At 72.4% G+C, this 11645-nt stretch carries 9 protein-coding genes and 1 pseudogene; 4 read left to right on the forward strand and 6 right to left on the reverse strand.

All coding sequences use genetic code 11. The annotated features are described in order from the left end of the window. The first annotated feature begins 1271 nt into the window (after window positions 1–1271). A complete protein-coding gene (locus tag E1267_RS38985; RefSeq protein WP_132340550.1) occupies window positions 1272–1904 on the forward strand; it encodes a hypothetical protein in 633 nt (210 codons plus the stop codon). A 482-nt stretch (window positions 1905–2386) separates the two neighbouring features. Here the strand turns inward: E1267_RS38985 and ileS are convergent, their stop codons facing one another. Further along, window positions 2387–5530, reverse strand: coding sequence for an isoleucine--tRNA ligase (gene ileS, locus E1267_RS38990; RefSeq protein WP_132340552.1), 3144 nt, complete (start codon window positions 5528–5530; stop codon window positions 2387–2389). A gap of 476 nt (window positions 5531–6006) precedes the next feature. On the opposite strand from ileS, the gene E1267_RS38995 reads away from it, so the two are divergent. Genes E1267_RS38995 through E1267_RS39005 form a run of 3 tightly spaced genes read left to right on the forward strand, consistent with a single transcriptional unit; the run spans window position 6007 to window position 7863 of the window. Continuing rightward, complete coding sequence (locus tag E1267_RS38995) at window positions 6007–6396, forward strand: TraR/DksA family transcriptional regulator (protein WP_132340554.1); 390 nt, start codon at window positions 6007–6009, stop codon at window positions 6394–6396. Then, window positions 6369–6941, forward strand: a complete 573-nt coding sequence (lspA, locus tag E1267_RS39000) for a signal peptidase II (RefSeq protein WP_281283748.1) — start codon at window positions 6369–6371, stop codon at window positions 6939–6941. Before E1267_RS38995 ends, lspA begins: the two co-directional genes overlap by 28 nt. Further along, entirely contained in the window at window positions 6934–7863 is a 930-nt protein-coding gene (locus tag E1267_RS39005) for an RluA family pseudouridine synthase (RefSeq protein WP_132340558.1), read from the forward strand. The genes lspA and E1267_RS39005 overlap by 8 nt, the downstream gene beginning before the upstream one ends. A gap of 13 nt (window positions 7864–7876) precedes the next feature. On the opposite strand, the gene E1267_RS45435 is transcribed toward E1267_RS39005, so the two are convergent. The 5 genes and pseudogenes from E1267_RS45435 to E1267_RS39030 form a co-directional block, all read right to left on the reverse strand. Beyond that, window positions 7877–9280, reverse strand: a complete 1404-nt coding sequence (locus E1267_RS45435; protein WP_181957901.1) for a serine/threonine-protein kinase — start codon at window positions 9278–9280, stop codon at window positions 7877–7879. Between the two features lie 9 nt (window positions 9281–9289). Then, entirely contained in the window at window positions 9290–9601 is a 312-nt protein-coding gene (locus E1267_RS39015) for an AzlD domain-containing protein (RefSeq protein WP_132340560.1), read from the reverse strand. Further along, a complete protein-coding gene (locus E1267_RS39020; RefSeq protein WP_132340562.1) occupies window positions 9598–10260 on the reverse strand; it encodes an AzlC family ABC transporter permease in 663 nt (220 codons plus the stop codon). Before E1267_RS39020 ends, E1267_RS39015 begins: the two co-directional genes overlap by 4 nt. A gap of 10 nt (window positions 10261–10270) precedes the next feature. Continuing rightward, window positions 10271–11119 carry an AraC family transcriptional regulator gene (locus tag E1267_RS39025; RefSeq protein WP_165960043.1) on the reverse strand — a complete coding sequence of 283 codons (849 nt, stop codon included), beginning with the start codon at window positions 11117–11119 and terminating at the stop codon, window positions 10271–10273. Beyond that, window positions 11116–11645, reverse strand: a pseudogene (locus E1267_RS39030) (hypothetical protein); the annotation flags it as partial. The gene E1267_RS39025 and the pseudogene E1267_RS39030, both read right to left, overlap by 4 nt.

Consider the following 11645-nt stretch of genomic DNA (forward strand, 5'->3'; position numbering starts at 1 on the left):
GCACCCCGCAGCGGGCGGCGACCGTTCCCGCCGCTGCCGCCCCGCCCCGCCCCGCGGCCGCGGGCATCTCGCCGGACGCGATCGTGCTGGTGATCCCGGGACGCAAGAGATATCACGTGCCCGGCTGCCGACAGCTCAGCGGCCGGCCCAACGAGGAGCTCACCCACGAGGAGGCACGCGAGGAGGGCTTCACGCCCTGCACGGCGTGCTTGCCCGACGCAGCGCTCGGCGGACGGCAGTTGCCGCCTGCCGCCGACCCCGAGCCGGCCGTCGCACCCGGCTCCGCCGTCCGTGCGGAGAGCCGGGCCGAAACCTCCGCGGAGACCCGCGACCTACGTCCGCCGGTCGCACCGCCGAAGCCTGACACGAAGGCTTCCACCCCCAGCCCGGAGCCCGCCGCCGCCCACGAGGAAGGCGCCGGGTGGTTCGGCCGTTCCACCCCCACCTCCGCCGCCGAATCGGATGAGGAGCAGGCGGAGACCCAGACTTCTGTTTTCCGGCCGCACCCGCTCAGGGCCGAGACGCCGCCTTCCAGCGCGCCGCCCGAGCCGTCGCCCGGCAAGCCTTCCCCTGGCAAGGCCTCTCCCGGCAAGCCCGCTTCAGGCGATGCGGCTTCCGGCAAGCCTGCTTCCGGTAAGCCCGGGACCCCGCCAGGTACCCCTACGAAGACCTCCGCCCCCTCCGGCCAGTCCACGTCCCCGCAGACCGCCGGCCCGTCGCGACGGCCCGCATCCGGGCAGGCCGCTGGTTCGCCTGCCCGGCCTGCGTCCGGGCAGTCCGCCGGGCCCTCCGGTCGGTCCGCGCCCGGCACGTCGTCCGCCCAGTCCGGTCGCACACCCGAGCAGTCCGGTGCCGGGTCGGGGCGGTCGGCCGGCGGTCAGGAGAGATCCGCGGGCACGTCCTCGCAGGCCGCAGGGAAGCCGGCGCAGCCCGCCGGTCGGCCGGGGTCGCCCGGCGATGAGCAGGAAGCGCCCGCGCGGACCCCGGACGTCCCGGGGAAGTCCGCCGCGCATCCGCAGCAGTCCGGCGGTGCTTCGGGGCAGACTGCGCAGGGTGCGCAGCAGTCAGGTGAGAGGCGGGGGCAGGGTCCCGCACGCCAGGGTCAGGTCGGTGGCAAGCCCGGTCAGTCCAGTGGCGGGCCGAGTTCTGGCCGGGCGGGAAGCGGGGCCACCGGCGGCTCCGGGCCGTCCGCCGCCAAGCGTCCCCAGGGTGCCGCGGGCAGTGCCGAGCAGGACGATTCGGCGGGCCCCGCGACCGCGCCGCAGCCCCGTGTGCCTTCCTCCGCCACGCCAGGTCGTCCGGGAGCATCCGGGCCGTCGAAGCGTCCGGGCTCGGAGGGCGACGACACTTCGGACACGTTCGGGCAGACCCTCATCCTTCCTGAGCGGCCCGCGTCCTCTGCCGAGTCGGAGGCCAAGCCGAAGGGGCCGCTGCCCACGGGCGCCCCCTCGCAGCCCGGCGCGCAGGGGGCCACTTCGAGCCCGGAGCGTGCGTCCAACGGTGCCGGCGATACCGGTACGCCCAAGGGCGCTCCTCCGGCCGCTCGCCCGCAGCCGTCCGGCACGCCCCGGAAGAGCGCCGGCAAGCCGCAGCAAGGGCAGGGCGACCAGGGACAGGGCAAGGCCCGGCCGGGTGTCCAGCCGTCCGGCGGTGGGTCCGCGAAGACCCCGGCCGGCACATCCACTTCCGAGGGCGCGGAGGGCAGGACCCGCGACGCGTCCGAGGGCGGCGACGGGGACACGGTGAAGGTCATCGTCGGCACCCGGCGCTACCACAGCACCGACTGCCCGCTGATCAGAGGCGCCGGCGACTCGGGAGTGGAGACGATGGCGGTCGCCGCGGCCGAGGCGGCCGGGCTGACGAGCTGCTCGGTCTGCCAGCACGACCGCGAATCGGTCAGCTGACCAGCGTCAACGTCCACGGCTGCGGGGTTATGGGCTGGCTGATGGCGGGCCGGCCGGTAGCACCCACCCGGAGCGCGCGACCATCGGCCGCTCGTCCATGATCGGGTGACCGGACAGCCGGCATCGCGATCGCGGCGACGGTCGCCGATGCCGGTGCTCGAACCGCCGGTCATCGGTGATGGGGCGACAGCCACCAGGGCGGTGGAAGGTGGTGACCGCGGCCTTCGTGCACGGCTTGGGTCGTCGCAAGGACGGCCTGCCCTGCCCGTACGTCACGGATTCCCCGATGCAGGCAGATCCGTACAGTCTGCCGGTGGGCGCCATCAGGTGGTCGAGGCAGGGCTCGTGAGGTGCGACTTCCGTGAGGGCCGGTGCCGTCCCGGAGTCCCCGGCGGCCGTGTGGGCTCTGGCAGGGGCGTACGGGGTGACTCGGCGGGGGAGAGGGCGTGGCCGGGCCCCGTGAGGTCCGGCCACGCCGCGAATCAGCTGCGGCGGAGCTGGAAGGCCAGGCCGAGGTCCTCGTCCGTGTGGGACGGCACGTCGGCCGTGGTGCCCTCCGTGACCGACGTCGCCAGCACCTCCTCCGCCACCGTCTGCCAGCCCGACCGCAGCGCCGTGGCCAGGTCCGGCGAGGACGCGGTCCACCACAGGTCTATGCGGTCCGTGATGGACAGGCCGCTCGACTTGCGGGCCTCCTGGACCAGGCGGATGACCTCGCGGAGCAGACCCGCTCGGCGCAGGTCGTCGGTGAGTTCGAGGTCGAGGGCGATGGTCTCGCCGGTGCCCGTGCCGATCGCCCCGGTCTCTACCGCCCAGCCCGAGCGGGGCTGCTCGTTGACGATCACCTCGTCGGGGCCGAGCGTGATCTCGCCGAGCTCGCCGGCCTCCATCGTGACCGTGGAGCCCGAGCGCAGCGTCCTGGCCACGTGGGCAGGGTCGGCGGCGGCCACCGCGGCGGCCACGAGCTTGGTCTGGGAGCCGAAGCGCTTGCCCAGGGCCCGGAAGTTGGGCTTGACGGTGTAGGACACCAGATCGGCGCTGAAACCGGACATGTCCTCCAGGTTCTGGACGTTGAGCTCGTCGGCCACCAGGCCGCGCAGTTCGGCGGGCAGCGACGGCCAGCCGTGCGCGCCCACCAGGGCCCGGCAGAGCGGCTGGCGGGTCTTGACGCCCGACGAGGCGCGGGCCGAACGGCCCAGCTCCACGAGCCGGCGGACCAGGGCCATCTGCTCCGACAGCGCCGGGTCGAGCAGGTCGTCACGGACGTCGGGCCACGAGGCCAGGTGAACCGAGGAGGGCGCGTCCGACGGGCGCAGGATGTCCCACAGGTAGTCGGTGACGAACGGCGTGACCGGCGCCATCAGCCGCAGCACCGTTTCGAGGCACTCGTACAGGGTCGCGAACGCGTCCTGCTCTCCCTGCCAGAAGCGGCGGCGCGAGCGGCGGACGTACCAGTTGGACAGGTCGTCGAGGAAGTCGGCCAGCCGCCGCCCGGCCCGCTGGGTGTCGTAGTCGTCGAGCGACGCGGTCACTTCGGCCACCGTGCGGTGCAGTTCGGCCAGCGCCCAGCGGTCGAGCAGCGGGCGTTCGGCCGCCGGTGCGGCCTCGCGCAGCCGGGACGGCGACCAGGACTCGGCGTTGGCGTACAGGGTGAAGAACGACGCGGTGTTCCAGAGCGTCAGCAGGACCTTGCGGACGATCTCCTCGAGGGTGTTGTGCCCCACCCGGCGCGAGGCCCACGGCGAGCCCGAGCAGGCCATGAACCAGCGCAGGGCGTCGGCGCCGTGCTGGTCCATCAGCGGGATCGGTTCGAGGATGTTGCCGAGGTGCTTGCTCATCTTGCGGCCGTCCTCGGCCAGGATGAGGCCGAGGCAGAGCACGTTCTCGTAGGAGGACCGGCCGAAGACGAGGGTGCCGACGGCCATCAGCGAGTAGAACCAGCCGCGCGTCTGGTCGGTGGCCTCGCAGATGAACTGCGCCGGGTAGACGCCCTCAGGCCTGCCGCGCTCGCCCCACTGGGCGAACGGCATGGAGCCCGAGTCGTACCAGGCGTCGATCACGTCGGGGACGCGCCGGGCCGGCGCGCCGCAGTCGGGGCAGGCGAAGGTCACGTCGTCGACGTACGGGCGGTGGGGGTCGAGGGCGGAGACGTCCCGGCCGGCCAGCTCGCCCAGCTCCTGCAGCGACCCGACGCACGTCATGTGGGACTCCTCGGCCGAGCACACCCACAGGGGCAGCGGTGTGCCCCAGTAGCGTGAGCGCGACAGCGACCAGTCGACGTTGTTGCGCAGCCACTCGCCGAAGCGCCCCCACTTGATGGTGTCGGGATACCAGTTGGTCCTGGCGTTCTCGGCCAGCATCTGGTCCTTGACCGCGGTGGTGCGGATGTACCAGGACGGGAGCGCGTAGTAGAGCAGTGGCGTGTGGCAGCGCCAGCAGTGGGGGTAGCTGTGGTCGAAGTGTCCGCCGCGGAACAGCAGCCCGCGGGCGCGCAGGTCGTCGGTCAGCTCCTCGTCGGCGTCCTTGAAGAAGCGCCCGCCGACCATGGACACGTCGTCCAGGAAACGGCCGTCGGGGCCGATCGGGTTGACGATCGGCATGTCGTACCGCTTGATGACGGCGAGGTCGTCGGCGCCGAACGCGGGCGCCTGGTGGACCAGGCCGGTGCCGTCGTCGACGGTGACGTAGTCGCCCAGCACGACGTAGTGGGCGTCCGGGATGTCGACCAGGTCGAACGGGCGCGAGTAGGCGGTGTGCTCCAGCTCGCGGCCGGTGTAGCGGGCCACCTCGGTCGCGTCCTCGCCGAGTACGGCCAGCAGCGGCTCGGCCACCACCAGCACCTCGCCGTCGGCGGTGCGGGCGGCGACATAGGTGACGTCGGGGTGCACGGCGACCGCCGTGTTGGACACCAGCGTCCACGGCGTGGTGGTCCAGATCAGCAGCGCCGCCCCCAGCTCGGCCAGCGGGCCGGACGTGACGGGCATGCGGACGTAGACCGACGGGCTGGAGACGGTCTCGTAGCCGCCGGGCTGGCCCAGCTCGTGGTCGGACAGGCCGGTGCCGCAGCGCGGGCAGTAGGGGGTGATGCGGAAGTCGCGGAACAGCAGCCCCTTGTCGAAGACGACCTTCAGCGACCACCACACCGACTCGATGTAGGACGGGTCCATCGTGCGGTAGGCCTGGGACAGGTCGATCCAGTAGCCCATGCGCTCGGTCAGCTGCTCGAACGCGTCGACGTGACGCAGCACCGACTCGCGGCACTTGGCGTTGAACTCGGCGATGCCGTACGTCTCGATGTCCTTCTTGCCGGACAGACCCAGCTCGCGCTCGACGCCGACCTCGACGGGCAGGCCGTGGCAGTCCCAGCCGGCCTTGCGCGGGACGCTGAAGCCGCGCATGGACTTGTAGCGCGGGAACAGGTCCTTGAAGACGCGCGCCTCGACGTGGTGGACGCCGGGCAGGCCGTTGGCGGTGGGCGGGCCCTCGTAGAAGACCCACGTGGGGTTGCCGGTGTTCTGCTCGACGGACCGCTCGAAGATCTTCCCGTCCCGCCAGCGGTCGAGGACCTCGCGCTCGAGCGCGGGCAGGTCGACCTGCGCGGGAAGAGAGCGGAATGTTGGGGACATCTCGGGCGTGACCTCCACGCTTGATCGGCCGGCTGGCTGGCGTGAAGGGACGAAGCCGTGCGGCTCCGCGGTACCACCCTTCTTGGCCCCGCGTGTGGGCGAGGCCCTCTTCATTTGCTCTGCTGCCGGTTCTAGTGAGCTCGTGCGAGCCGTTCTTCCGGCGGCTCCGGGGTGATATCCCTCACACTCGGGCCCCATCAACGCCTTGCAGGTTCAAACCATAACGCAGAGTGGGGGCGAAGGCTTCCCGGTTTCCCTGGTGGGGCCCGCTACGGCCACGGATGTGCCGACATGTCGGTTCGGAAGTCGTAAACGGCGACAAAGTTGTGGGAATGGACGCCGCTGAGGAGGAGTTGAATGCGCGAGGCGGGATAGTACGGGGGAGGTAAACCGTCCGGCGGGTCGTTTGCCGTTCCGTTATACGGATCCTAAGCTGCCCGCACCATTAACGGCCTTGATCAGCAGTGGAGGCATACATGGCGGCAGTCACGCAGACCGCTACACCGTCGATGTGGGCGGACGAGGAGCTGGCCGAGGTACGCGGCACGCTTCAGAGCGAGATCGACGAACTCAACGCGGACATCCACCGCCACGAGTCCGAGATAGCCTCTGGAGACGTCACCCAAGGAGCCGGCGACGACCAGGCGGACGCCGGAGCGAAGACGTACGAGCGCGAACGCGAGATCGCCCTTACCCTGAATGCGCGCGATCTGGTCGCGCAGAACGAACGTGCGATCGCCAGGATCGACGCAGGGACCTACGGAGTGTGCGAATCGTGCCACAAGCCGATCGGCAAGGAACGCCTGCAGGCGTTCCCGAGGGCGACGCTGTGCGTCAAGTGCAAGCAGAAGGAGGAACGCCGGTAGGCACCCCACGCCGGCGCCTCTTCGCCGTCCTCATCGTGCTGGCGGCCGTGATCTACGCGGCCGATCTCATTACCAAGACGGTGGTGCTGCGCGCGCTGGAGGGCGAGCCGCCGCTGGTCGTCATCCAGGACGTCCTGCAGTTCCGAGTGATCTTCAACCCTGGGGCCGCCTTCAGCATCGGCACCGGGATGACGTTCATCTTCACCATCATCGCGGCCGGCGTGGTGGTCGCCATCGTGCGCACCGCACGCAAGCTGGGCAGCAAGGCCTGGGCGGTCACGCTCGGCCTGCTGCTCGGCGGGGCGTTCGGCAACCTCACCGACCGTCTCCTGCGCTACCCCTCGGGCATCGGGCGGCCGACGCAGTTCCAGGGGCACGTCGTCGACTTCATCGAGGTGCTCCCCGGGCATTTCCCCGTGATCGACTATTTCCCCGTCTTCAACATCGCCGACTCCGCGATCGTCTGCGGCGGGATCCTGGCGGTGATCCTGGCCTGGCGCAACGTGCAGATCGACGGCTCCAGGGAGGCGGCCGGGGATGACTGAGCAGCGCAGCCTGCCCGTCCCCGACGGCCTGGAGGGCGAGCGGCTCGACGCCGCGCTCTCACGGCTGTTCGGCTTCTCCCGCACGCGCGCGGCCGAACTGATCGGGGCGGGCGAGGTGCTGGTCGACGGCAGGCAGCCGGCCAAGTCCGACCGCGTGCACGCGGGCGCCTGGCTCGAGGTGACGATGCCGCCGCCGGTCTCCACGCCCATGCCGGTCGCCGAGCCGGTGCCGGGCATGACGATCGTCCACGAGGACGACGACATCGTGGTGGTCAACAAGCCGATCGGGGTGGCCGCCCACCCCACCGTCGGCTGGACGGGCCCCACCGTGATCGGCGGGCTGATGGGCGCCGGGCACACGATCGCCACCAGCGGCGCGGCCGAGCGGCAGGGCATCGTGCACCGGCTCGACGCCAACACCACCGGCGCGATGGTGGTGGCCAAGAGCGAGCACGCCTACTCCCACCTCAAGCGGGCCTTCAAGGAACGTACGGTCGACAAGCGTTACCACGCGCTCGTGCAGGGGCATCCCGACCCGTTCAGGGGCACCGTCGACGCGCCCATCGACCGGCACCCGTCGGGTGACGGCAGGTTCGCCGTGGTGGCGGGCGGCAAGCCGTCGGTGACCCACTACGACACGGTCGAGGCGTTCCGTGCGGCGTCGCTGCTGGACATCAAGCTGGAGACCGGGCGCACCCACCAGATCAGGGTGCACATGTCGGCGCTGCGCCACCCGTGCGTCGGAGACCTGTTCTACGGCGCCGACCCCACGCTCGCCGCCCGGCTGGGCCTCACCCGGCAGTGGTTGCACGCGGTCGCGCTGGGGTTCGAGCACCCGGCGACGGGCGAGTGGGTGTCGTTCGGCACCGACTACCCGCCGGATCTGCAGAAGGCCCTCGACATCGTCCGCGACGAGTCCTGACCAGGGCCCGCTCCTAAGGACCGGCCTGGCCCTCCTGGTCCTCCTGGCCCTCTTGGCCCTCGCCGGCCTGGTCCTCGCCGTCGCCGGAGCCCTCGACCTGGCCGGGCGTGCGGGTGGGGCGCTCCGTCCTCTCCTGCTCGCGCGGCTCCTCCTCGGACTCGGTGGGCGCCTTCGTGACGCGGCTCCGCTCCTCGTCACGGGAACCTCGCGGCCTCTCGCGGGCCTCCGGCGGCGCGGGCGTCCGCCCGCCCGGCTCGGAGAACGGTCCCGGCCTGGAAACGGGGCCGTCCTGCGCCGATCGCCCCGGCTCCGACGGCGCTTCCGAAGGCGCTTCGGACGGCGCTTCGGACGGTGCCCGCGTTCGCGCCTCCGTCGGCGTCGCGCCGGCCGTTGTCGTGACCACGGCGGGTACGCGCTGCTGCGCCGGCACGTTGCCCGGCCGGTGCGAGAGCCACGCCGCGCCGCCCGTGACGAGCCCCACGACCAGCGCGCCTGCCGCGATCGCGGCCAACTGCAGCCGGTGCCTGCGCCGCGCCGGGACCCCGAGGGGCGCCTCCGCGACGGGCGAGGCGGCGAACGGCCCCGTTGGCTCGGGGGCCTCGCCCGCGATGATCACGGCCAGCCGATGCTCGGCCTCCTCCAGCGACATGCGCTCGGCCGGACTCTTGCGCAGCAGGCCCAGCAGTACGGGCGCCAGCGCCCCCGCGCGCGACAGCGGTTCGGGTTCCGCGTGCATCACCGCGCCCAGCGTGGCCAGGGCGTTCTCCCGCTGGAAGGGAGATTTGCCCTCGACGGCCAGATAGAGCGTCACGCCCAGCGCCCACAGGTCCGAGGCCGGTCCCGCCCGGCCGCCCGCGGCGCGCTCCGGCGCCATGTAAGCGGGAGTGCCGATGAGGATGCCCGTCCGCGTGACCGGAGCCTCGTCCTCCGTGGTCGCGATGCCGAAGTCGGTCAGCACCGCCCGGCCGTCCTCGGCGAGCAGCACGTTGTCCGGTTTGACGTCCCGGTGCAGCACGCCCGCCGCGTGGGCCGCGCGCAGCGCCTCCAGGAGCTGCAGCCCGATGCGGGCGGCCTGGAGCGGGGACATGGGGCCGTCCTCGCGAATGGCCTCGCCGAGCGTGCGGGAGCGTACGAGCTGCATGACGATCCACGGGTGCCCGCGCTCCTCCAGGACGTCGTACACGGTGGCGACGCCCGGGTGGGCCACCCGGCCGGCGGCCCTCGCCTCGCGGAACGTGCGTACGGCGAACACCTCGCGCTCTGAGCCCGTCAGGTCGGGAGGCGGCAGCACCTCCTTGACGGCCACATCTCTGCCGAGCACCTCGTCGTGGGCCTGCCACACCGTGCCCATACCGCCCTGGCCGATCGTCCTGACGAGCCGGTACCGTCCACCGACCATCCCCGCTGCATCGGTCATGCACGGCGACTACCCAGTTAAAATCCGGACAAGCGCGGTAATGACCGCCGCGGCCGCCAGGACCACCAGGAACGGCGCACGCAGCAACAGGGCGACCACCGCCGCGCCGAGACCCGCCATACGGGCCGGGTCGAAGCGCAGCCCGCCCTCCTCGGTGAACAGCTGCACCGCGATCAGCGCCGCCAGCAGCGCCACCGGCACCAGCTCGGCGAACCTGCGCACCGCCGGATGTTCCAGCACCCGTTGCGGCGCGGCCAGCCCGGCCAGCTTGAGCGCGTAGCAGCCCGCGCAGAGGGCGGCGATGGCCCACCACAACGTCATCGGACCATCACCACCAGCACCGCCGCGGCCGCCAGCAGCACGGGAACGCCAGGCGCCAGGAACGGGGTGGCGCACAGGGCGATCGCCGCCCCGGCCGCGGCCAGCACGCGCAGCTCGGTGCTCTTCGCCAGCCTGGGCCACAGGATGGCGAGGAACGCGGCCGGGCCCACCACGTCCAGGCCCAGCATGTCGGGGTCGCCGAGGAACGACGTGCCGTACGCGCCCGCCAGGGTGGTGAGGTTCCAGGTGACGTAGAGGCTGGCGAACGTGACCGCGAAGCCGGTGCGCGCCGACTCGGACGTCGGCTGGGCCAGGGAGACGGCCGTGGTCTCGTCGATCACGCCGTGCGCGGCGAGCAGCCGGCGGGGGCCGCGTACCTTCAGCAGGTCGGCCAGGCGCAGGCCGTACAGGGTGTTGCGGCCGCCGAGCAGCAGCGCGCCGAGAGTGGCGGCCACCAGGTCGCCGCCCGCGCCCACCGCGCCCGTCAGCGCGAACTGGGAGGCGCCGGTGAACGTCAGCAGGCTCAGCACGCACGCCTGCGGCACGCTCAGGCCCGCGGTGACCGCCGCGGCGCCGAAGGCGAGCCCGGACAGCCCCACGGCCAGGCCCACGCCGAAGCCGTCCCGCACGGCGGCGGAACGGTGTGTTGTCTGTTCCATGCCGCCGAGGCTAGGTGCCTGGACAAGCGCCGGTCTTGTACGTTCCTGCGGCGCGCTGGTAGGCGGCGGGTGGTACGCCCACGACACGCTTGAAATGCCGGTTGAGGTGGGCCTGGTCGGTGAAGCCCACCTCCGCCGCGACCTGCGCCGGGCGTACCCCGGCCAGCAGCAGCCGGCGCGCCTGGCGTACCCGGAGATCGTTGAGGTAGGCGTGCGGCGGCAGGCCCGTCGCCGCCTTGAACGCCCGCAGCAGCGCGAACGGCCGCGCCCCCACGGCTTCGGCGAGGTCGTCCAGCGTCGGCGGGTCGACGAGGCAGGCGTGGATCAGGTCGAGCGCCTCCCGCACGGCCTGCCTGCCCTCGGCGGGCAGGGCCGCGGCCGGTCTGGGCGTGGCGTGGCGTGTCAGCAGGCGGGCGAACAGTGTGCGGCTCAGCGTGGAGGCGGCCAGCGCGTCGCCGCGCTCGGCCGCCTGGTGTGCCCTGCCGAGCAGAGCCGCCACCTCGTCGTCGCGCACCACCTGCTCGGGGAAGTGCGGCGTCGCGCAGCGGATGCCCAGCTCGGCGGCGATCCCGGCCAGCGCGTCGATCGACGGATAGAGCATGCGGTACGCCCACCCGCCGGGCTCGCCGGCCTGCCCGGTGTGCACCGAGTCGGGGTTGACCAGCACCAGCTCGCCCGTGCCTGCCCGGTGCAGGGTGCCGCGGTAGTGGAACTCCTCGACGCCGCCGACGATGACGCCGATGGCGTAGCCGTCGTGCACGTGCCGGGAGAAGCGGTGGGTGACGTAGCGGGCCTTGAGCAGGTCGGTCCCCGGCACCGCCGGGTGCCGCCAGAAGTGTGCCTGTTCCTTGGTGGTCATCGGGTTCTGAACGTTCTCGCCAGCGCCGCGAAGTGGTGGCGGTCTCGCGGCCAGCGCGCGTGGGTGGTCTCCCAGTAGAGAGCGTACGGGCGGCCGTCCGCGGTGTGGAACCCGCGGTTGATCACGTGGATGGTGGAGCCGTCGCGCTCCCGGGTGAACTCCCAGTCGGCGGCCTTCCTGCCGAGGAAGGTGGTGGGGGTGATGCGGATGCGCTCGTACTTCTTGAACAGGCCCTTCGCCAGGATCTCCTTCTCCAGGCCGATCCAGTGCTCGCGCGGGTCGTCCCACGGGATGTCGGGGACGGTCCACTCGACGATCATCGTGCCGGTGGCGCCGGGGCGGCTGAAGGAGACGCTGTCCCTGGTGGCGTGTTTCTGGGCCCGCCACTGCCGGGGCAGGGCGATGGAGAAGCGGCCCGCGGCGCTCGTGTACACGCGCCAGCCCTCCGGGACGTGGGCTCGCGTGGGCCGCGGCTCAGCGGTGGGAGTGGCGGTGGGCTCGCCGCTCGTAGGAGCCGAGCCGGTGG

This window comes from Nonomuraea longispora (assembly GCF_004348345.1).
Lineage (GTDB): Bacteria > Actinomycetota > Actinomycetes > Streptosporangiales > Streptosporangiaceae > Nonomuraea > Nonomuraea longispora.